The 23,516-nt window shown below is 43.7% G+C and carries 18 protein-coding genes and 1 rRNA gene; 1 reads left to right on the forward strand and 18 read right to left on the reverse strand.

Annotated elements, in window-relative coordinates; genetic code table 11:
• Window positions 1-75 (reverse strand): 16S ribosomal RNA (locus JKP77_RS09265); the annotation flags it as partial.
• Between the two features lie 523 nt (window positions 76-598).
• Between JKP77_RS09265 and JKP77_RS09270 the strand changes: the two genes are divergently transcribed.
• Window positions 599-1,366: a hypothetical protein gene (locus JKP77_RS09270; protein ID WP_420840064.1), complete on the forward strand. Its 768-nt coding sequence runs from the start codon at window positions 599-601 to the stop codon at window positions 1,364-1,366.
• Between the two features lie 47 nt (window positions 1,367-1,413).
• Here JKP77_RS09270 and nei read toward each other — a convergent pair whose 3' ends face one another.
• The 17 genes from nei to JKP77_RS09355 form a co-directional block, all read right to left on the reverse strand.
• Window positions 1,414-2,232, reverse strand: a complete 819-nt coding sequence (gene nei / locus JKP77_RS09275) for an endonuclease VIII (RefSeq protein ID WP_218310909.1) — start codon at window positions 2,230-2,232, stop codon at window positions 1,414-1,416.
• 194 nt (window positions 2,233-2,426) lie between these two features.
• Window positions 2,427-3,029, reverse strand: coding sequence for a YkgJ family cysteine cluster protein (locus JKP77_RS09280; RefSeq protein ID WP_218310910.1), 603 nt, complete (start codon window positions 3,027-3,029; stop codon window positions 2,427-2,429).
• Between the two features lie 556 nt (window positions 3,030-3,585).
• On the reverse strand, window positions 3,586-4,773 hold the full coding sequence (locus JKP77_RS09285; protein WP_218310911.1) for a nucleotide sugar dehydrogenase: 1,188 nt from the start codon (window positions 4,771-4,773) through the stop codon (window positions 3,586-3,588).
• A gap of 37 nt (window positions 4,774-4,810) precedes the next feature.
• Entirely contained in the window at window positions 4,811-6,547 is a 1,737-nt protein-coding gene (locus JKP77_RS09290; protein WP_218310912.1) for a glycosyltransferase family 2 protein, read from the reverse strand.
• A gap of 71 nt (window positions 6,548-6,618) precedes the next feature.
• Window positions 6,619-7,704: a dTDP-glucose 4,6-dehydratase gene (gene rfbB, locus JKP77_RS09295; RefSeq protein WP_218310913.1), complete on the reverse strand. Its 1,086-nt coding sequence runs from the start codon at window positions 7,702-7,704 to the stop codon at window positions 6,619-6,621.
• A complete protein-coding gene (gene rfbD / locus JKP77_RS09300; protein WP_218310914.1) occupies window positions 7,701-8,570 on the reverse strand; it encodes a dTDP-4-dehydrorhamnose reductase in 870 nt (289 codons plus the stop codon). Before rfbD ends, rfbB begins: the two co-directional genes overlap by 4 nt.
• 10 nt (window positions 8,571-8,580) lie before the next feature.
• Window positions 8,581-9,123 (reverse strand): dTDP-4-dehydrorhamnose 3,5-epimerase, encoded by a 543-nt coding sequence (rfbC, locus tag JKP77_RS09305; RefSeq protein ID WP_218310915.1) that lies wholly within the window; start codon window positions 9,121-9,123, stop codon window positions 8,581-8,583.
• A gap of 51 nt (window positions 9,124-9,174) precedes the next feature.
• Complete coding sequence (rfbA, locus tag JKP77_RS09310) at window positions 9,175-10,056, reverse strand: glucose-1-phosphate thymidylyltransferase RfbA (protein WP_218310916.1); 882 nt, start codon at window positions 10,054-10,056, stop codon at window positions 9,175-9,177.
• A 71-nt stretch (window positions 10,057-10,127) separates the two neighbouring features.
• Entirely contained in the window at window positions 10,128-11,348 is a 1,221-nt protein-coding gene (locus tag JKP77_RS09315; protein WP_218310917.1) for a glycosyltransferase, read from the reverse strand.
• Window positions 11,345-12,253, reverse strand: coding sequence for a glycosyltransferase (locus tag JKP77_RS09320; protein ID WP_218310918.1), 909 nt, complete (start codon window positions 12,251-12,253; stop codon window positions 11,345-11,347). The genes JKP77_RS09315 and JKP77_RS09320 overlap by 4 nt, the downstream gene beginning before the upstream one ends.
• Before the next feature lie 81 nt (window positions 12,254-12,334).
• On the reverse strand, window positions 12,335-14,296 hold the full coding sequence (locus tag JKP77_RS09325) for a glycosyltransferase (protein WP_218310919.1): 1,962 nt from the start codon (window positions 14,294-14,296) through the stop codon (window positions 12,335-12,337).
• 62 nt (window positions 14,297-14,358) lie between these two features.
• Window positions 14,359-15,078: a DUF6270 domain-containing protein gene (locus JKP77_RS09330; protein ID WP_338024856.1), complete on the reverse strand. Its 720-nt coding sequence runs from the start codon at window positions 15,076-15,078 to the stop codon at window positions 14,359-14,361.
• Window positions 15,079-15,110: 32 nt separating this feature from the next.
• Window positions 15,111-17,399 (reverse strand): CgeB family protein, encoded by a 2,289-nt coding sequence (locus JKP77_RS09335; RefSeq protein ID WP_218310921.1) that lies wholly within the window; start codon window positions 17,397-17,399, stop codon window positions 15,111-15,113.
• A 72-nt stretch (window positions 17,400-17,471) separates the two neighbouring features.
• Complete coding sequence (gene wecB / locus JKP77_RS09340; protein WP_218310922.1) at window positions 17,472-18,599, reverse strand: non-hydrolyzing UDP-N-acetylglucosamine 2-epimerase; 1,128 nt, start codon at window positions 18,597-18,599, stop codon at window positions 17,472-17,474.
• 51 nt (window positions 18,600-18,650) lie between these two features.
• Window positions 18,651-19,913, reverse strand: coding sequence for a UDP-N-acetyl-D-mannosamine dehydrogenase (gene wecC / locus JKP77_RS09345; protein WP_218310923.1), 1,263 nt, complete (start codon window positions 19,911-19,913; stop codon window positions 18,651-18,653).
• Window positions 19,914-20,173: 260 nt separating this feature from the next.
• The gene (locus JKP77_RS09350) at window positions 20,174-22,780 is read right to left on the reverse strand and encodes a glycosyltransferase family A protein (protein WP_218310924.1); all 2,607 of its coding nucleotides are present in this window, start codon (window positions 22,778-22,780) and stop codon (window positions 20,174-20,176) included.
• Between the two features lie 231 nt (window positions 22,781-23,011).
• On the reverse strand, window positions 23,012-23,464 hold the full coding sequence (locus tag JKP77_RS09355; protein WP_218310925.1) for a GDP-mannose mannosyl hydrolase: 453 nt from the start codon (window positions 23,462-23,464) through the stop codon (window positions 23,012-23,014).
• Window positions 23,465-23,516 lie beyond the last annotated feature (52 nt).

Genomic DNA, 23,516 nt, shown 5'->3' on the forward strand with positions numbered 1-23,516 from the left:
CTGTTACCGTTCGACTTGCATGTGTTAGGCCTGCCGCCAGCGTTCAATCTGAGCCATGATCAAACTCTTCAATTAAATATATCGAAATATGAATTGTCGTTGTTGACACTCTTAACGAGTGCCCACACAGATTGTCTTGTTATAAATTGTTAAAGAACGTTTGCTACCGGACTTGCCGATGGCAACATTGAGTGTTTTAATCAACCTTCTCAATGTGTTGCTTCGAACGTTTCCCTTCGAAGCGGACGCGCATTTTACGCGTTTCGTTTTCAGTGTCAACGTCTTTTTGAAATTTATTTTCTAAAGCGTTTTCTTGAAAACCGCATCAACAATGCCTGTGGCGTTGTTGCGACCGGTAAGAGTTTGACTTTCCCGTCGAAGCGGAGGCGCATTCTAGAGAAATATAAGTAAAGGTCAACACCTATACCTTAAAAAAGTTGATACTTTCGCATCGACCGGCTAATTTTCACTCAACCGTCTTAATTTATAGACAATTTGAACTATTTACATACAGTAGGGTTCAAACATTACGTTGAATTAATGTGCCGACCAGGATGTGTCCCACGATTACTACATATATAAGGGTGGAGAATAAATGATGCGTAAATCAGGTCTGTTACTTTGTCTGACCGCGCTTTGCTTTACAGCACCAGTGTTATCAGCTCCTTCGACAGCGCAGGAACAGAACGACGAATTTAAAACGACGTTTCTTAAACGACAAGTAGACCAGAATATGTCGGTAGGTAGAGCTATACGCTCAATTGCCAGCCACTATCCAAAGGATGTGGTGTCTATTGTTGACGTCGCTCTGGATACTTACCCGGATCAGTACAGAGAAATTATCTTCGCGGCGATTTCAGCACAGCCTGCATCCACCGAAGAAATTGTGCAGCTGGCTATAGAGAAAGACGTAAGCTCATGCGCTTCTATCGTTAAGTTGGCAATTACTGCCGAGCCTAGCTATGTCGATTTCGTGGTTCAGGCCGCGGCTAACAGTACACCGGAAGAGTTAGATGAAATTGTTCGCGTGGCTGTGCTTACTGAGCCTGACTCAGCTGACAGCATTGTTCAGACTCTGAGCCAGGAACATCCCAACAAGTTTGTTGAGATTATGACTTCCGCACTCAATGCCGTGCCGTTCGTTGGGGAGTATGTGGTAGATGCTATGCTTGCAGTGTTTCCTGATGAAGCAGATAAAGTGGTAGAAACCGCGGTTCGTGAGTCTTCCTCACAGCGCGGACAGGTTATTAAGATCCTCAATGCTGCACAACATGCTGGCGTAGATGATGACAAGCTAAGAAGTTATGCCCTGTCTGCCGGAATGACCGATGAAGAATTTACTGACGCGGTTGCAAACAATAATTAGTAGATAGATACAGTGAAAGCAAGGATGCTTTCTAACTCCTCTCCGGTTTACTCCTGACAATTTTCACAATAGTACAAACGCCGCCCCCCTCTGTTTTCTCTTTTTATTTCTGCACTACACTTTAAACATGGTTCTGACTCTTTATTAAACACAGCGAATCGCGCCTGTTCGAAACTGCCACCGTGTTTACGCACGCGATCATAGATCTCATGAGTTACCGTAACCCCTTTCGTTTTATAACTTCTAACCGTGATCTGTTTTATTGCAACTGACAAAGTCTCGACTTCCTCTGCAGACAATGACGAGGGCTTCCTTACCGGTAGCAGGCCTGCACTATAAAGAATTTCAGAACGTAGATAGTTGCCTAATCCCGCCAGGAAATGCTGATCTAATAACAGCGCCGCTAATTGCCGTCCATTGAATTTGCGGGCCCGTAATCGTTTTGTGATGACAGCCGGGGTTACATTATTATCCAATACATCAGGACCCAGCTTAGACAGAAAAGGATGATTTACTAATTCGGAAGTTGGCAAAACGTCGATATCTGACGCACTGTACAATAATGCGCTTCCTGCTGACGTATCCAGTGCAAGGCGCAGTTGGCGGGAACTTTCAGGTCTTTCCCCTGCGGCCACCACCTCCCAGCGTCCATACAGCTGGTTATGACTAAAAATGCTGTACCCATTTTCAAAATGAATCAGCATTGCTTTGCCTTTTGAAGTTACGCTGAGAATATTTTCCCCACGCAGAACCTCTGAATAAGGCCTGTGCCGAATAAGACCAAACTCAATGTTGTTACATTTCTTATTACTTAGCACTTCGGCAAGTTTGTCCGCCTGACGACGAATTTCAGGACCTTCCGGCACGACTCCCCCCAACTACAAGCACTTACGCTTTTTGAGATTGCGCCAGGGTTACGCCCCGGCTTGTGGCATGTTCCTTAAATACCGGCAGGGATACATTTGCGATCACCTGCCCTGTTCGTCCAAAAAACTGCCTGTCTAAAGAAGATCAGCAATGCGACGCCACATACCAGCAGGCTTGTCAGATTACCAAAATTTCAGGCAGCCACGTTGCCATCATCTAAGGCGCTATATGCCGCTTGAGTTAGCACCTTTTCGAGCGCGGCTACCAGTGCCTCGTTTATTGGCATCAGCTTTTCACCCAGTGCGTAGTCGATTTTCGCGATGCGCTGACGACCATGCGACAACATAGGCGGAGCGGACGTGGACATGGCAATAAGCGCATCGGCAAACTTATGTGGTTTCGATGCTTTTATCGTCGCGCAAACCGATAGCGTTGGCTGATCAGTTTTGGTTCGATACCCTGCCACGCCAAACATACGGCAGATGCCGGGGCGCCATTCATAGACCGTACAGGCTCCCTTAATGCCATCCAGCGAGTGACGCTGAAAGAGATGACAGGCAAACCCGCCGCCATCTTGCATCTGCTGTAAATAGGCTTCAGCCTTCCCGGTATCGAACAAGTGCAGAGCCAGAGGTAGCATTTCCAACACCGACGCTTCAACCTGAGGGTTATTGCAGCATGCGCCACACCCTTCAACACAGTTCAGACCGGCTATTTTCTGATAACTTCCAAACTCTTGGGATAAAAGCTGGTACTCATTTAGTACTTCAAGGGCTAAATCACGCAGCCTTTGCATAATTGCTCACTTCTTCACAATGACATCGAACAACAACAAATTAATAAGTACTTCAGTCAGAATGCCTTGGGGAGGAAAAGGAATAGAAACCTTGCGGCAGGTAACTGAATTGCTGCGGATTTTACGACCAGCACCGGGTTTACAGCAATCTTTTCATTTAGAACATTTTTGCGAGATTTATTGAGGTGATTATTACTTTTTGTGCGCTTTTCACTCCCTTGAGCCTTGGCGCTTTAAGTCAGAATTATGTCGTAAACGGGAAACTGCAGGCTGTGATTCGTATCGGTTAGTGGTTAGGGGTGAGCGAGCTGGAAGTAGCAAATAGTGATTGGCGACGCGCAGTTAGCAGGTTGCGGTTAGCAGATAGCAGATAGCAGATAGCAGATAGCAGATAAAACTAGCAAAACATTTAGCCGCCCAGAAAGCGAAATCATGCACTCGTTTGCGAGAACGCCATTACAGAGCAGGGAAAGATATGAATAATTTAAAAGAATCTAAGAAACGCAATCTGCCGGTAAGCAGGCAGACTGCGTTATGATTATCTGAAGGCTAGAAGTTAATCAGCACCAAACAGGTCGCGGGTATACACTTTCTCAAGCACATCCTCGATATCGTCAGTGATACGGTTAGCAACGATCACATCAGACTCTGCTTTAAATGCCTCCAGGTCGTTAATGACACGGGATTTAAAGAACTCTTTTTCTGTCAGTACCGGCTCGTACACTACCACTTCGATACCTTTCGCTTTAATGCGCTTCATGATCCCCTGAATTGCACTGGCGCGAAAGTTGTCCGAGCCTGATTTCATGATGAGGCGGTAAACACCCACAATTTTTGGATTTTTAGCAATGATAGAGTCAGCAATAAAGTCCTTTCGTGTGCGGTTTGCATCGACAATCGCCTGGATCATGTTGTTGGGCACATCACTATAGTTAGCCAGCAATTGCTTCGTATCTTTTGGCAGACAGTAACCACCGTATCCAAAACTCGGGTTGTTGTAGTGGCTGCCGATGCGCGGGTCCAGGCTTACGCCTTCGATAATTTGTTTGGTATTCAGCCCATGCCGTTCTGCGTAGCTATCTAACTCATTAAAGTACGCTACACGCATAGCCAGGTAGGTATTAGCAAACAGCTTAATCGCTTCCGCTTCGGTGCTGTTGGTAAACAACACATCAATGTCTTCTTTAATCGCCCCCTGCTCTAACAAGCTGGCGAACACTTTTGCACGATCACTCTGCTCGCCTACGATAATACGGCTTGGGTGAAGGTTATCGTAAAGTGCTTTGCCTTCACGAAGAAATTCAGGAGAAAACATAAGATTTTTTGTGCCATGTCGCTCTTTCGCTTCAGAGGTAAAACCAACTGGCACGGTAGACTTGATCACCATTACCGCTTTCGGATTCACGGCCATTACGGATCTAATAACCGCATCGACACTGCTGGTATTGAAGTAATTCGTTTGCGGATCGTAATCCGTTGGCGTGGCAATTACCACGAAATCGGCATCTTTGTATGCTGCCTCTGCGTCGAGGGTCGCCGTTAAATCTAATTCTTTTTCAGACAGGTAAGCCGAGATTTCCTTATCTTCGATAGGCGACTTTTTGCTGTTTAGAAGCTCTACCTTTTCAGGTACCAAATCGACAGCGGTCACCGTGTTGTGCTGTGCAAGTAGTACTGCGTTTGATAGTCCGACGTAACCAGTACCGGCTACAGCTATTTTTAAGCCTTTCTTCAAATCTTCCATTTCATTCCAACTCGATTATTTATCGCTTGATGCTAATTTAACTATCTGATGAGGAAATATACTCACGTTCTTCTTTAATGGCAAAGTTCTCACTTCGCAGCGTAAGGTTCGGGCTATAGGCAGGGTCGTGGGCAATTACATTTGCCCATCTGTTTTGCAGATAGGCTAGCTCCCGATTAAACCGTGCCGCCTTTTCCGGTGCAATATCCAGGCCACGGCTCACAGATTCGTGGTGAAACAATTCTGCTTCGGCACAGTACACATTGCGCTTACCAAGCTCACGTATCCGCAGGCAAAAATCTACGTCATTAAAGGCAACAGCCAGGTCTTTTTCATTCAGGCCGCCAACCTCTTCAAATAATGATTTTCTGACTAACAAACAGGCGGCGGTAACAGCACTGTAATTCTGAGTAGCGGCCAATCGGTTCAAGTATCCCGGGTGGTAACGCGGAAAATACTTGTGCGCATGGCCAGCGCCACCACCATATCCCAATACCACACCAGCGTGCTGTATACGCCCGTCAGAATACAATAGTTTTGCGCCAACACATCCAATATCTTTTCGTAGGGCGTGCCCTACCATGTAGTCCAGCCAGCGCGGACTGATCACTTCAATGTCGTTATTAATCAGACCTATCACATCACCTTTAGCATGCTTAACACCAAAGTTATTAATAGCTGAGTAGTTGAATGGGCCTGGATAATTTAACACCCGAATTTTTGGCTGCGTTTTCAGAAACTCGAAGTATTCCAGACTCTCCACTTCTGTGCTGCCATTATCGATAAGCAGGATTTCGTAGTTTAGATATGTTGACTTATCTATTATCGACTCGATGCAGGCTTTAACCAGCTCTCTGCCGTCTTTAGTTGGGATTATCAGAGAGACAAGAGGTTTGTCAGAAGTGGACCACAGGCACCGATTCACCTCTCCCTGCACTTCTGAGCTTTCTATGTCTTTACCCACAACTTTTTGCATATCGTTTATGGCTAACGCATCAATGGCAAGCTGCTGGGAAGTTTCCGAGTGCAGCACGGTATAGGGTAAATGTTTGAATGTTACTTCGGGATTTTCAATCGCAATATATGCGATTAGTGCAGAGATCGAGTTGCAACGGCTTGTCATCAAGCCATCAAGTAGTAGTTTGGAGCACAAAACCCCCGTACGAATGTAACCTGTAGAAAGCTGCAAGTCTGGATTCCAGTCAGGTAGGAAACAAGGATCGACATATTTTCCATGTTTGTCCACGCTGTCAGTATCACAGTAAACTACGTCGGCATGGTCAACTTGCCTTTGATATAACGCACCAAACCCTGAATGAAATGTATCTCCACAACGAACTAGCAACACAGGTTTGGTGGAATCCAATTGGGAAAGCGCTGATGATAATGAATCGACAGTGTTAACACCGCTAATATTGTCATTGTCGGGAGCGATTAACACGAGACTCTCTGCATGAACTGCAGCCTGTTTGAGGGAAGAGAGGCTCTTTTCAATGTTAAGCGTGTTTCCGCCAACAAAAATAATATTGCAGTTAAGCGTTGAAAGAGGTTCACGTGATAGGAGAGCACTTACATCTAGTTCTTGTCGTGCTAAAAAACGCTGATACTGGCGCTTTTGCACTTTCTTACTTGGAACACCGTAGAATAATCCAGACTTACGGATACCCGTACTGTATAACTCAGTCAGCTTAGCGTTCTTTTTTAAATGATTTTTCAGGGATTTAGGCAATAGGCCTGCGACACCTTTCACGGTGCGCATTGCAATTTTTTTCATGTTTTGAACAGCTACCAGTAAAATAGAAAATCGCTGCTAAGCGGGGTTTGAGTTTATCACAAAAACAGCGGCTATTTTTTACCTACTCCAAGCCGCTCGCCCTTATAACTACCATCCTGAACCGCTCTCCACCACGCTTCATTTTCGAGATACCACATGATTGTTTTCTTAATACCACTTTCAAAGGTTTCCTGCGGTGCCCAGCCCAATTCACGCTGGATTTTGGAAGCATCTATAGCGTAACGCATGTCATGACCGGGCCGGTCCTCAACAAACGAGATTTGCTCAGCATACGTCGTATGCTTCGGCCTGATTTCATCCAAAATCGAACAAATCGTTTTTACCACTTCAATATTTTTTTTCTCATTGTGACCGCCAATATTATAGGTCTCGCCTATTTCGCCTCTAAGTGCAACCAGGACAAGCGCTCTCGCATGATCTTCAACATATAACCAGTCACGTATTTGATTGCCTTTTCCATATACAGGAAGAGGCTTACCCGCCAGGGCATTAAGAATAACAAGAGGGATTAGTTTTTCCGGGAAGTGGTAAGGCCCGTAATTATTGGAGCAATTTGTTACCAGCGTTGGAAATCCATAAGTTCGTAACCAGGCACGTACCAGTTGGTCAGACGACGCTTTACTGGCTGAATATGGCGAGCTTGGTGCATAAGGCGTTGATTCGGTAAATAGCGGTAACTTTGTCCCTGCCTCGACTTCATCCGGATGGAGCAAGTCACCATAGACTTCGTCTGTCGATATGTGATGGAATTTAAAACCTTTCTTTTTAACTACTTCAAGCGAAGAACAGTAAGCTCTGGCCTGCTCAAGAAGCGTGTAAGTGCCCACAACATTTGTTTGAATGAACTCACCCGGACCATCGATGGATCTGTCGACATGTGACTCAGCAGCGAGATGCATAATGATGTCGGGCTGGTAGGAATTCAGTACCCGTTTTACTTCGGTTGCATCACAGATGTCCACTTTCTCAAAATGATACCTGTCACTACTATTCACACTGGCCAAGGATTCAAGGTTGCCTGCGTAGGTCAGCTTATCAACATTTACCACAGTGTGGTGAGTGTCCTTTATAAGGTGCCTTATTACCGCAGAGCCAATAAAGCCGGCGCCGCCAGTTACCAGAATTACTTTGTTCACTGTTCGCCACCTGCAAGTTCATCCATCATATCAGAGAGCTGCTCTCGCCAGTGTCTGAAAGCCAGTTCCGGAAACTCTACCCGAGTTTCCTGTTTATCCAGTACGCTGTAAGACGGACGTTTCGCTGGCGTCGGATATGCTGATGTAGGCACAGGCAAAATTGCTACGGCGCTGGATATCAATTTCTTGTGTAACGCCAGTTCCTGGATCGCGACAGCAAAGTCGTACCAACTGGCAACCCCTTCATCGGTAAAATGATAAACCCCTTTGTGTTTTCTATTAGCTGCTGTCACACAAAGCTCTGCAAGCCCTTTTGCCCAGGTCGGCGAACCTATCTGATCATCCACCACAGACAGTGACGGCTTTTCTTTCATTAGCCGCAGCATAGTTTTCACAAAGTTATGCCCGTGAGATGAGTACACCCAGGCAGTGCGAATAAGACAGCTGTCATCCGGCAAAATATCCAGAAGCGCTTTTTCACCTTGCGCTTTGGTTTTGCCATATACGCCTTTCGGCTCGAGCGCATCATTAGTTTTATATGGCGAACCTTTATGCCCACTGAACACGTAGTCGGTAGAAACGTGCACTAAGAAGCAGCCAGACAACCGGCAATAGGTAGCAAGATTTTTAACAGCCACTGCGTTTAATGCCGTACATAGCTCAGGCTCTTCTTCCGCTTTATCTACCGCAGTGTACGCTGCAGCATTTATTATCACATCAGGTGAGAGCGCTTGCAGCGTTTCGTGAAGCACTTTCTCTTCGGTGATATCAGTGTCTTCGGGGCCAAGGAAGCATGCATTGTCATCTAAAAGTATTTTTAATTCGGCGGAGAGCTGACCTGAATTTCCGATCACCACTGTTTTCATAGATAATTCCTTAAAGCGTAGGCGCGTTATGAAAAGCCACGCCTTTTTCGTCCTTCGCTGACAAATTTGGGGCTCTCCCGTTAAGGCGCCAGTCTATTTTCAACGATGGATCATCAAAGCGCACTGACACTTCCGATTCAGGATGATAATAATCCGTACATTTGTACACGAACTCTGCATATTCACTGGTGACATAAAACCCGTGCGCAAAGCCGGCAGGAACCCATAACTGTCGTTTATTTTCTTCCGACAGCATTACACCTACCCATTGCCCAAAAGTAGCGGAGGTTTTACGCATGTCGACCGCAACATCGAAAACTTCTCCTTGCGTGACGCGCACCAGCTTTCCTTGTGTATGCTCTAACTGGTAGTGCAATCCTCGCAATGTTCCCTTGCCGGATTTTGAGTGATTATCCTGCACAAACTCGACGTCTGCACAGTTTTCCCTGAACCAGTCTGCTCTGAAGGTTTCCATAAAAAAGCCACGCTCATCACCAAATACGCGTGGCTCGACTACCTTTACACAAGGAATTTTCGTTTCTGTTACTTGCATGAACGTCCAGTCATTTAGATTCTACGGGGATTAACAAAATGCGCTGGCTGACTAACGCACTCTGTCTGTGATGGTTTTCATAAGATAGTCGCCGTAACCGCTTTTGAGAAGCGGTTGAGCAAGTCGGCTGAGTTGCTCAGCGTCGATATACCCCATACGATAAGCGACTTCTTCGGGGCAGCAAATTTTCAAGCCCTGTCGCTTTTCTATTGCTGCCACAAAGTTCGCGGCATCGAGCAAGCTATCCATGGTGCCGGTATCCAGCCAGGCTGAACCTCGCCCCATTAACTCGACATGTAGTGTACCGTTATTGAGATACTGGTTATTGAGGTCGGTAATCTCCAGCTCACCTCTGGCTGAGGGCTTAACCTGCTTTGCCATATCTACGACATTTTTATCGTAAAAATACAGCCCTGTAACAGCATAGTTTGTTTTCGGTTTAGCAGGTTTCTCTTCGATAGATGTGGCCCGCCAGTCGTCATCAAAATCGACAACCCCGTAGCGATGAGGATCATTCACATGATAGCCAAACACCGTCGCCCCAGTTGTTTTTTGCGCCGCCTTTTTCAAGCTCAAACGCAGGTCGTGGCCGTAGAAAATATTATCACCCAGCACCAACGCGCAGTCATCATTTGCAATGAAGGACTCGCCGATGATAAATGCCTGAGCCAAGCCATCGGGGGTAGCCTGAACCGCATACTCCAGATTAATTCCCCACGCACTGCCATCGCCCAACAATTCAATAAAGCTTTGTTTGTCCTGCGGTGTGGTGATGATGAGGATATCCCGGATCCCCGCCATCATCAGAGTGGACAGCGGGTAATAAATCATGGGTTTGTCGTACACAGGCATTAGCTGCTTGCTAACAACCGAAGTAAGCGGATGCAGCCGGGTGCCTGTGCCTCCTGCGAGGATAATTCCTTTTCTTGTCATATAACCCCAGACTTAGTTGTTTCAACCATAGACGAAAAACGGCTCATCTATATAGCTGGATACTCCTGCTATTACTTAGCAGAGATACTTAACTTCTTAAGCAGCACCGGCGATTCCTTCCAACGGAATACAGCGACTTCACTGATTTTCCTACTGCCTTCTAAAGTGAATGAAACTGATGCCTCAACCGTTCCTGGTTTCGTGTCAAAATAGCGATAGTATCCAATATGCTTCGCTCCAGAAATATTTAACCCAGAAACGGATGTATCCATATCATTATCCTCAAACCTTACAGAGACTAGGGCTGCGTGAGGTGGCACATCAGATGGACAAGATAAATTATATTTTATCCTGAATTCCCGAGCCTCTGCTGGAATGTTAAGGCCATAAACACTTCCACTCTTGCTCAGTACTTCTTCACCTTGAAATAAAACAACTTCTTCATCTGGAGGTACGACACTAGTCTGCTTTAAAGCTGGAAAGTACAGATCTAACTCCGACGGTTTTGCAATCTCTTTGTGACGATCGAGATCCTCCTTGATCTTTGCAATAACTTCACGTTCATTAGTCTTAAGTAAAGTTGTATCTTGTTGTAACGAACGTATCCAAAAGAACTTGTAAGATCTTGAATCAATAATTAAAGGAGAATAATGATCGACTGTAGTATGACTACCACGTTTCGGGATAAAAAACTCATTCCCATCATATGAACTAATAGCCATTAGCCCGATATTGATTTTAGGATGATAACATGAACGCAAAGACTCGAGTTTTCTCTTCTCAAAATCGTAATACCCTGTTAGTCCCAACCCGAATGATAGGTAAAAACCTACATTATCTTCTCTTATGTATTTGGATGCAGCTTCAAAGTAGTCTGTAGATAAAAGATCATCATCATCTAAATTAAAATAGCCGAAGGGAGTTTGGCCGCTTAGAGATTTTGCGTCAAAATATTTTTTTACCTCGTCCCATACATAATCGTAACGTGTCTCTGGTTCTACTTCGATTAACTTTAAGAAAGAAAATTTTTCAGAGGCTGCCAACAATTCTTTTCTGAATTTCTCAGGCATAATTTTCGAATACTGAACAATATGGATGTAGTCAAACCCTTTACTTGCCTCACTCAGCTGCGGTAAAGATAGTTCGAGAAACGTATGAAGACGAAACTCCATTCGCTCATCTGAATATAGATAATCTAAGTATTCTGACGAATCTGTATTACCGCTAGACGCGTTCCACTCTACAGAATTAGGCTGATAAACGCTAAAGCGAGTCATACCAACAAATATCATAAAAACTTCCTAAAAATAGATTTAACCTTTCTTGTTACCTTGTGACAGAAGTGATGAATAAAATCCCTTTTCGACGCAAGTGAAGGGAAGTGCGAAACAAGGTGAGAAGCAGTTAATTGCCGTTTGTATTTTTCAAGGTTCTTTTTCAAACCTTCCGATGAAGAGACTTTTTTGTCATACAGGCCAGTGTCCTGATGAACAGACCGTATCCAAAAGAAACTAATAGCTCTTGAATCCAGGATAAGAGGAGCCTCTTGGTCCACAAGCTTGTGACTACCTCTTCTTGGTATAAAAAAGCCATCGCCATTAAAATAACTAACCGCGAGCAGCCCTATATTAATCTTTGGATTGTAACAAAGCTTTGCAACCTCAAGCTTTTTGTCATCGTAATTGTAATAGCCTGTTGCACCAAGTCCAAGCGATACGTAGCTACCGATGTTATCTTCCGTGATGTAGCGACTCATCTGATTAAAAAATGTGACAGAGAGCAAATCATCATCGTCCAGATTAAAAAAGCCAAATACAAGCTTCCCCTCTTTGAATTTAGGCCGAAAGAATAATTTCACCTCTGACCAAACTCTCTCGTAGCGTTCGTCTTCACTTACTTCTACTAACTTAAGAAACTTATAGCGCTGCTCCGCTTCTTTAAGGGGACGTAAGAATTTTGAAGGCATTACCGAAGAATATTGAACAACATGAATGTAATCATGACCTTGACTTCCTTTTTCCAAAATAGGAAGAGACAGATTAATAAACACATGTAGCCTGAACATCATCCGGTAGTCTGAGTAAAGGTAAGATAAATACTCTTCCTTTTTTTCGTTCAAGTTGGCAGCCTTAGATGCATGCCACTCAACAGACTGGGGCTGAAATACACTAAACCTTGTTACACCTACGAATATCATCTCGCAACCTTTATTGCGAAGAATTCAGATTTAATCTCGCTGTATAGACGTGGTAGATATCTTTTAAACACAGGGCAGCGCTCATAATTCTGAAAAGGCATTCTTAAACTCCTTCAAAAATTGCGCTGTGCTGTAAGATTCCATTAGCACCTTGCCGGAAGCTACCGAACTCTCGTTATTATAACTGTTAGCAGATTCCTGGATAGTTAATTGAATATCTTCCAAAGAATTAAAAATATCGTGATCATGATAAATATATTCAGAACCAGACCACTTTAGTATCAGAGAGCGCGCACCTGCGGCAAATCCATCTGCAATAGCAAGATGAAAACTTTCCGGCCCCGGATATCCGGGAGTGTCGTCACTTAATGACAGTACGAAGCCAATTTTCTCTTCCGCTAGAGCGCTTTTTATCTCTTTATGTCCCAAGAATTCAACGTTATCGGTCAGCTCATTCTCTTGTATAAAAGACATACACTCTTCAAAATAATCCATTTCATCCCTGTGTTTCTGAAGCCATGGAATGTCTGAGTATTTTGTGCCAAATACCTTAAGCTTGTATTTCGGATTTTTAGTAATTAGTTTTTGAAGAAGTTGCAGGGCTCTGTAAAGCCCCTTGCGTGCAGGCACAGAGCCGATCAAGGCCAGATTGAAAAAGCGTTCATCACTTTCAGTTTGCTGATAGCCTTCTGTCTCAACAAAGTTGTGGATTAATTTTACTTTTGTTCGCGGTATAGACGGGAAACGCTCCAATAATCTTTCAAAAAATAGCAGAGAAACGCAAACAACCGCATCAACATTCTCAATGTTGATGTTTTCTCCGAAACTTCGCCCTAGCTCGAACCTATGCATTCTAATAATAAGCTTTTGGCCAGGTAATTTACGATCCGAGTACCATACAGCATTGCCTAGCAGCCACTCACACCAAATATAATCGGCCCATTCCAAACACTCCTTACTTGTCTTCTCATTATGGGTGTCATGGCCACTCCACTCATCAATTTTTATCTGATATGACTGCTTCAGAAGCGGGACAACTGCCATAATAAACTTCAGATCATGTCCAGCAATCAAAAGCTTTGGTTTACATGCTTCTGTAAACTTTGAATAATCTTCTTGGTACAGACTTTCAAGTACTTCTGTAACGCGCTTATCAAAAGAATGCTTCGATATACTGTTTTTATGAAAGTTTATAAAATCCGCAAACCTTTCAAAGTCTGAAGCACTTATATCACTGCTTCGGTCAAAAATAAGCCCTCTTATTGCAGTTTGTAGACCTACTCTTAATCGCAATTCCACGTAATCAAGGTCAACAAGTTGCATTGCATCAATGAGCCTTTTCCAAACGTTGATATGGTTATTTAGTTCCCTTCCACCGTATTCCTGAGTACTCGAGAGCGTAAATGTTTTCCGCTTGTTGTAGACAAACGTGGGATGCGGGATATATTCAATTCGATCACTTTTGGAAAGAACCTCAATAAGAAACAGAGAGTCTTCACCTACCCTAATATCTTCTGGCCACCTTATGCGTTCACTAACAACCAATTCTCTTTTGATAAGACTTGATACGGTTGTGCTTTGTTTGCTTATTATCAACTCAATGCGATCTTTCTTTGTTAACGAATCAGACCAAGAAGGTAATTGGTTCATAGGCTTCTGAGTGTGGCCATCATCTGTCAGTAAGAACCCTCTGACAATACAAGCATCTGTATCACGTGCAAATGCGAAGTGCATTTCTAAAGTATCTGGCAAGATCTCATCATCACAATCAAGGAAAAAAACATAACTTCCTTTGGCAGCTTCAATCCCGATGTTTCTGGGCTTTGATGGCGAGCCACTGTTTTCTTTTAATTGATACACTGACCAGTTGGAATGCTTTCGACTCTGTTCTTTTAAGTATTCATAGCTCCCATCGCTTGAAAAATCGTCTATAAAAATAACTTCAAACCGTGATTCATCAATTGTCTGGCACTTTAATGACGCCAAACAACGCTCCAGTTTACCAAGAGCATTATAGCAAGGGATTATAATTGAAATGTCCATCGACTTTTTCCGAATAAATTACTGTGGAAAATCAAAAGAGAAGCAGATACGTTCCTAGACATTTATCCTATTGCAAGCAATTTGGACATGGTCATTTCGTACAACTCATCGATATAGTGAAATGGTGCCAGCCCCCACTTGTGTTCGGGGTTAGCAACAAAGAGAGAATTTGGATATTCAAGCAGCCTGATATCATCGAAACTTGATTCTATGTAATCGTACATTCTATTTAAAAAATTATTATTTCGAACTATTTCGGAGGGCATAAAAGAATTGCATTCTGTAGCTTCGGATTTGCTAAGCCCTGACAGTCCGGAAAAATATACCTTGTTCAGTACGATAACTGGTTTATTTTTCTTCTGATGAATTATAAACATAAGCTCATTTAATGCTCTGCACCAAGCATCAAATTTTTCTTCACTGAATCTATTCCATTCAGGGTAGCTACAGTCTTTAGGAACTACGGCCAAGAACTCACTAGACAATGTTAGTCTACCAGCTCCAAATAGACCGATACTAAAACGCTCGTCAATTAAATCTAAAAGCAGCAAGTCGAATTCGTTTTCATCTATACTGGAAAATAGTGTCTTCTCCATATCAACTCGCATCATATTTTTTTGAAACTGCGAGGGTAAAGACTCGAGTAACTCATTCTTTATCACAGGAAGCGATTGCTGTGTAGCGAGACTACTTCTAGCAATGTACCTGACCAGTTCAACGTCATAGTTAGCATAATCGAGCGCGTCACGACTCACACAGCTTCCATAAATCATAATTCGCATCTTAAAATACACTCATGAAGGATGGGGAAGTATCAGACTTCATAAACCATGATTTCCTTGCCGGTTGAAAAGCCAGCGTGCACTTCTGAAAACATCGCGGATTTTGCCAGAACAGGTCCAGTACCAGAAAATTTAGTAAAAGAATACTTCTCTTTAGCGCCCGTCGTAGCAATCGGATGTAAGTCCATATAGCTAGAGTGCAATTTCGCGTGCTCAATCCACCGATTATCCGGTAGATTTTTTATATCGCAAAATACGAAAAAGTCGCTTTGAAAAGGTGTAAATTCATCCTCTTGAGCGTGACGCAATATATAGCTAGAACAGGTTACTGAAACACCAAAACGATTAAATTTTTTATAGTATGTCGATAGTTCCAGGTCACTTACATTAGCTGAAACCACCAAAAGTAATTTTAGAGAATTATTTCTGGCGAAGTTTTCTTCAAAATAGCTTATCGCTTTAAGTGCCTCGTCCTGACTATGTATCAAACAAGATAACGTCACAGTTCTCTCTGAAGGGGTAAAGGCAAAACCGATACACTTCAGCATGTATTCCCACCGTTGAGTGTATGTGTGCTCGCTCAATACTTTCGTTAACGCGGCTTCCCTCAGAGCATTGATATCTTCAACAGATAAATTGGACAATCGTTCAGGCTCTTTATCCGCAAAGACAACCAAGTCACCGAACATTTCATCTACACCTTTTGCATAGTTAGATACAACAAGAGTGTTAGATGACATAAGTTCAAATACCCGCCTTGCGAACATTGTTGATGAGTCAGTAACGGTATTGAAATTTAAGCCTATCAGGGAAGACTTGTAGACACGTGGCATTTGGTCATGAGGCAGGCCCGGCCTAGTGTACGGCTTGTACTTTTCAGGCCATTCATGCAATGGGTCATCTCCGCCATAATATCTGTCATATATTTCAGGTTTATAGCCAGACTCTATAAGCGGGTCTAATATTTCTTCCATGACTCTGGAACGGTCTTCGTGGTTTGCATACCAACTTCCGGCAAACACAACATTATCGGACCTATCGCTGTCTTTAATCGGATTGAATAGCCTGGGATTCGTGGCAAAAGGCAAAGCGAAGACATTTTTTAATCCATAATCGCGCTTATATAACTCGACACATTCCTCTGCAGATGTAAAAACGAAATCAAAGTGACACGCTGTCTTAACAAAATCATGTGTTCTGTCCGGATAGTGTGTTGGATCTTCTTTATTCCAAAAGACGGTTGGAATGTTTTGCTTATTACAGTATTCAAGGATGCCAAGTAGCTCTAATCGATTTTCTTTCGCAAAATTTTTACTGCCATAAACCTTCCCTTTCCAGGGACGCTTAACGCTATCCACACCAGACCATGCAGACTCACAGAAGAAAATATCGGGCTTCTCTTCCTCCAGCGTTTGCTTCCAGTTATGCGGCTCGATGATTATAGGGACAAATTCTGACTTAAAGCTGTTATAAGTAAACTCATCAGCTATAAAAGCCACCTTTAACGCATCTGCACGCTTAAGGAGCTTATCCGCATTTTTTATTTCGGCAGGCGTCGCTGTACTTACATTGCCTATTTGTCGCTGCCCAGAACTAAATCGAAACCGGTTTCTCAGTTCCAATGAGGCTTTATCCCATTCAGCAATTTTCACCTTGCAGAAAATCGCTGCTTCAGGAGGCTCGAACGAAAAACTGTCTGTTTTCAGTTCGTCGATGCTGTGTTGGGTTAAATAACGATACCAACAACCATAGACCTCAGACCATTTGAGCCCTTTCACACCTTCATCAATGGAATTCCCAGACTTGTCATGACACGTCACTAATACGATACCACACGGTTTGTTTATTCTGACATTGCGGTACTGTTGATACATCAAAGACACAGTAAGGCGTCGGGTCTTATCGATTAAAGGGATCCTGAAGTTTACCCCTTCACTGCCTACTTTTATAAACTGGTTTTCCGGGAGACGAGGATTAATTAAACAGATATCTGAACGAAAACGCCCTTCACTTTTGCCGTGATAAAGATAATGAATAAGTGGGTTTACACCCGAGCGCTTTACATCTTCGTTGTGCTGTAAGTACCACTCGGGATTAAACCATACGCCAGGCCAGTAATCGCCCTTGCTTGCTTTTTCAAAGAAGTGCTCGATGGGCTCACTTCTCCATTTACGCCTTTTCGCTACTTCAGGGTAGGTGCTAATGTACCACTCGTCATCGAAAATGCCTGTTGTTTTCAGACGGCTTTTAAGATTGACCGCTTCAGAAGAGCTGCCCTTTCCCAAGAGCGAAGTGACAAATCGTAAACGTTTCTTGAGCATAATTTTTTACTGCTTAATTCTTTGAAGTATTGATAAAGTCAGAGGCTATACCTGCGCCAACCAAGCGACCAACTAAGCACTTATCGCCTGTTTAATTGCATCACAAATTCTTGCACTGGCCTTTCCATCACCGTAAGGATTATGAGCAAAGCTCATTTCTTCATAGTAATGACGGTCACTCAGTAACGCGTTGATCTCTTGAGTAATGAGTTCAACGTCAGTGCCAACAAGCTTCACAGTTCCCGCTTCCACTGCTTCTGGTCTTTCGGTTGTTTCCCGCATGACTAAAACCGGCTTACCCAGCGACGGCGCTTCTTCCTGAATTCCGCCAGAATCAGTAAGAATAAGGAAACTTCGGTTCATCAGATATACGAAAGGCAAGTAATCAAGCGGCTCAATTAATGTAATGTTATCTATATCAGACAGCAGACGGTTCACTGGCTCCTGGACATTCGGGTTTAGATGTACCGGATATACGATTTGGCAGTCTTCATTTTCTTTGGCAATTTTGGCTAGCGCTTCACAAATTCGCTCAAACCCACCGCCAAAGCTTTCTCGCCTGTGACCGGTGACTAAAATTAGCTTTTTCTGATTGTCGATGAATGAAAACTGCTCAGAAAATCTGCTCTCTAAATCCGGGCTATTTGTGATGTTATCAACGACATTCAACAGCGCATCGATTACTGTATTTCCAGTCACGAAAACCGATGCCGTCGCCACCCCTTCGTTATAAAGGTTTTGTGCAGATTTTTCGGTAGGAGCAAAGTGAAGTTTAGCCAGCGCGCCTGTCAGCTTTCTGTTTGCTTCCTCGGGCCATGGTGAATATATGTTACCGGTTCTCAGGCCTGCCTCCACATGACCAACAGGAATCTGCTGATAATAACTTGCAAGAGAAGCCGCAAGTGTTGTCGCGGTGTCACCGTGAACCAATACTATGTCTGGTTTAAACTCCGTTAGAACTGGCTTGATACCCTGCAAAATACTTGTGGTAACGTCAGTGAGATCCTGGCCTGGGCGCATGATCTTAAGGTCAAAATCTGGGGTTATATCAAACAATTCCAGAACCTGATCAAGCATTTCTCTGTGCTGTCCAGTAACGCAAACTTTGGCGTCAAAAGCATCATCTTTACTCATTAACTTTACCAGAGGTGCCATCTTTATAGCTTCTGGACGGGTCCCGAACACGGTAAGTACTTTCATATATCTCTGTTCTTTACTTTTAATGCGACGACAAAATTTAAATTAAATCTCTTATGCCAAAAGGCCTACAGCATCTAGAACACTCTCATGCGACGCCAATTCATCTTTCATTTTGATGAAAGGGGTATGCTTTACCAAGATACACACCACATCCGCTTTCAAGGCCCTTTCAATTTCGACTAAAGAAACGTTCGCCTTGGCCAGTTTTTCAGGAAGCTCATCAATATTTGGCTCAACCAAAACTGTCTTACACCCCATATCACTGATTTTTTCAGCGATGCCTAAAGCAGGGCTTTCTCGTAAATCATCTATATCGGGTTTAAAGGCTACTCCCAGAATTGCCACTCTGGCGTCCGCGCGACCAAGGTTCGGGTTAGCTTTGTGCCACTCATCCAGCTTTTCGCGAACCTTTTCAAGTACCCACTCGGGTTTATCATCATTTACTTCCCTCGCTGTCCTGATAAGTCTTGCTTGCTCAGGTGCACTGGCAACAATGAACCAAGGATCTACGGCAATACAGTGTCCACCCACGCCAGCACCGGGTTGGAGGATATTCACTCTTGGATGACGGTTCGCAAGCGCAATAAGTTCCCACACATTAATATCGAGTTTGTCGCAGATAACCGATAACTCATTAGCAAAGGCGATATTCACATCTCGGAAACTATTTTCCGTCAGCTTAGCCATTTCTGCCGTACGTGCATTGGTAACCACGCACTCACCTTTCACGACCGTTTTATACAGTGCAATAGCCGCCTCAGAGCAGGCTGCAGACATTCCACCGATAACTCTGTCGTTTTCAACCAACTCTCTTAGCACATGCCCCGGAAGTACCCTTTCAGGACAATGCGCTATTCGAATATCGGATTTATCGCCATGTGTCTGAGGAAAAGTCAGATCAGGTCTCGCTTCCTGTAACCACTTAGCCATACTCTCTGTGGCACCCACTGGTGAGGTTGACTCGAGGATAACAAGGTTTCCTTTTTTCAGTACTGGCGCGATAGCTTTTGAGGCTTTCTCGATATAACTCAGATCGGCTTCGTAGTTTTCTTTAAATGGCGTAGGAACAGCCATAATGAAGGCGTCAGCAGGCTCTGGCTTGAGCGTTGCGTGAAGATACCCTTCCGTTACAGCAGCATGCACAACCAGATCGAGGTCCGGCTCAACAATGTGAATTTCACCGCGATTAATTGTATTAACCGCCTTTTCACTGACGTCGACGCCTATCACTTTCATTTTTCTTGATGCGAATACCGCAGCAGTAGGGAGTCCGATGTAACCTAAACCCACTACCGATAATGTATTAAACTTCATTACTTTGCCTTTCTTTGTGCACCAGCACTATTACTCTATCAGTTAAAGCTGAATCGTCGCGCAGGTCTTTTTGAGCTTCAAAGTTATCGCGGACGAGCCACTTGCCTCAACCAGCTACGATTAATCGTAAATTTGTTTTGTGAGCGTCAGACGACTGCAGAACAGACTAAGGTCAGGCAAGCAAAACTGCTAGCTCGCCATAAAAAGAGATGTTCTGCGAAATAAGTTGCGGTTAAGTTTAGTAGATACAATAAGATTAGTTAGAAAATACCAACTTCGATTTTACCGATTTGGCAAACACCACTTCCCTGAATTCTAAAGCCTAACTGCACATCCCGACAATCGGCAGGCATTTTAACAGGCATTGCCTGATTTACCCAAAAAAACTGATGTGTCAGTTTTTCTTCATTTGCGTTCAGGTATATGAGGACAAAACTTATTCCGAGGCTACCCTCGGTCTCAAAAAAGACGCCCGTACTTTCCTCTCTAAGCGCGCGTATCAAAGTGTCGTCAAATCGTTTATTACACATAAGATATGCATGTTTATCTGAGTCCAGCTCCGAGACGATTTTCAAGCCGTCGTTATCCAAACTCGGGGTGACTTTTTCAGACGCGCCTTCCCAGCCTAATTCAGACAAATATTGACTTCCCAGTTCAGCGTTAACCTTTGGTTCTGGCAGAATATGAGCCTTTTGTTTTGACATCAGAAAGTCTGGAATAAGCTGCAGATATGATTCCGGAAAGCGCGCGTTGTCGAAGGGAAATATTGTTGTTAATGAGCTCGTCAGCATCTTCTTATGACGCGCTCTGAAAAGCTCCATGTACTTACTTCTCGCTGTAATATCCTCAGATAAATTACCTTGCTTGTTCACAGAGTAGATATCAGCAGTCAGATTGTTAGTGGTAAAGCTTTGAAACAGCACTGGATAACGCCACCACATGCCAGAGTACTGAGGAGCAAAATATTGCAGACGCTCGATATACTCTGTATCAGCTCCCTTCCTGAGGTTTTCATAATAACCATAGGTGTTATGCATACTCGTTATTCCAGCAAAAGAGGCTGTGCCGTATCGCTCTGCGATCCCTTCTAAACTGAGTACATTTCCACGGGCGTTTATCCGTACGATGTCACCAAAATTATATATTTTGTCCTGCGAATGGAGTTGACCTAGCTGCAGTTCGGCCCGACGTGCAGTGCTTATGTCATCTGCATCGTTAATAAGATAAACAGCTGCAGTATCACTATACTTATGTATTGCTTTATTCCTAAGCTGATAAGTGCCCTCGCCTCCACCTCCTTCATAAAGTTCGACAAAGGCGTCGTTATCAACAAGTGAAAAAAGGCTTTTTGCAACATCGACGGAATCATCAGCGCTGCCATCATCACTAAAAATAAGTTTTATGTTGGGGTAACTTTGCATGATGACGCCAAAGATACTCTCTGCAAGCAGAGGCCCTTTATTGAAGCATGTCATAATGAAAATTGCCTGATGCGATTTATCAGCAGAGCTTATTGCAGGTAATCGTCGTGCAGTGATTACACGACGACGAAGGTTTACATTTTCGTCTGAGAGAAACCTGTGCTCTGGCGAGTGCGATTGCGTAATTGGCTGAATATCGAAAACCAATACCGAGCCATTTTTACTTTCTATCTGTTCAGGGAAATAATTTAGATCAGGTGCATCTTCTGATTTTTCAGATGCCGGCGCCCACCACCTGTCTATTTCTGAGAATAGCCTGCCACCATACGCGAAAGGTTTTAGTCTGAAGTTGGAGACCCCGCCTAGTCTTGTTACCGCTTCAGAAGTTATAAAGCCTGTCGGCGGAGTTTGTGAATTCAATGCGGTTACACTGTCAGGAAGAGAAATAACAGAGCCTGCATCATCTGAAGTAAAAAAGTCGCTAACCTTATAAACGCAGAGCAAGTCTTCAGTATATTCAGGTAATTCGATGTTATTGCGAAGTAACTTACAGATAAGCGGTAACACTTTGTGTGCTGACGCAATTGATGTAATCACTACACGCTCTGCCTTTAGCTTCTTTACAAACTCGATTATGTCAGATTTAAAATATTCGCTCTGATCGCTTATCTGTACACGGTCGACAGCTTCTCCACTGAGGAAAGACATCACCTGACTGACTCCAAAGATACACTCAGGAGATGGTGCTACTAGATGAAACCGTATTCCGGTAACTTCGGCAAATTCATTTAAAAGTAAAATATTGTCTTCAGATAGTTCTGGGGTGTTCGCACTCAGAACGACATCCAAATTCGAGGTATTATTTGCTTTAGTAAGTTCATCGGGAATTCGGGCTTTATCGTATAATGCGTATCCTGGCGAAAATAATTCGTTTGTAATCGCCTCTAGAAGGTTTCGTTTAAGAAACTTTCTCTGCCAGGAATGAGAGATAAAAACCGGAATAACATCAAGTTCGCCATCTATAATTGGACACTCAAGCCACTGCTCAAACAGGTTTGATTGATTTTGCTCTGTAAAGTCGACTTTAATGCCACTCTCTTGTAATGGCTTAGCTAAAGCATCGTCCGGCAACTGATCTGCAGAATGGACAAAACTGACACCTGAAACCGAAAGGCCCAGCTCTGATGCTAGCTGAACTGTTGGCTCTGCTAACCCCATATTTGAGGCTTGCACTATGAGCCATAAAGATGGAATTGTTTTACGCCCCCCGCTCTGATGCAAAGTGATTGCATCTACAAGCGGCGCGACAGAAGAAGACAGGAGCGGGTGATTTAACCCTGCTAGTTTATAAAGAAGCCTTGCTGTTTCATTCCTGTGCTGTGACAGTGCAGATCTTGCCTGAAAAATACAGGAGAAGCTTTGTGTATTATTTTTCTGCGCTTCCATCAGCAACTGCTCCTTTTTACTCTTTGCGGTCAGCCAGTATAGACGGCGTAACTGATGAGGTGCAAGCAGCCCCCTCCGCAGTCTTCTATTAACGTTCAGTGACGGTGTAATTCAGAAAAGTGCCTGAACGTTTTCGCTGCTACCTGGTTTATAATATTTTGATTAAACAAAACATCCCCCCCCTCAACCATTTATTCACAACGCATCCCTTTTCTGCATAAAAGGTGGTGTTCAACCCGATACAAAATAGGCTTTCGTATTCGGATGAACTGCGGAATTTTGTATGATTTCTGACAAACTGAACCAGCGATACGTTGAGTGCTGGTCGCTAGGCAAATTAACCAGTTTTTTCACCTTCAATCGGTACGCTATTGCCACGTAATGCGTCGAGGGCGTTTCCCCGAAAACGCTATCGTCATAAATGTGATCAAAGGGCCCTTGCAGCGAGGCCTGATTAATATCGAAAGCCTCGCCAAGTTCGGTAAGCGTTAAGCGCGAAAACGCCTCTTTTAAGGTCTCATTTTTTAAAATACGGCCACCCGGAACAAACCAAAACCCTTTCGCTGGCCTGTTTAGTCTTTCCCCGAGTAAAAACTCACCATTGCCATTTTCGATCAATAAGTCGATAGAGACCAAAGGGGTGCTGCTTAAAACAGTAGAAAATGTCTTATCGTCCAGGTACATGAAGCCTCGCCTTCTGGATTGTAAGCAGATAGCCCGGAAAAAAAGGGCTATA

It is taken from the genome of Alteromonas antoniana, from assembly GCF_019249295.1.
GTDB classification, from domain to species: Bacteria; Pseudomonadota; Gammaproteobacteria; order Enterobacterales; family Alteromonadaceae; genus Alteromonas; species Alteromonas antoniana.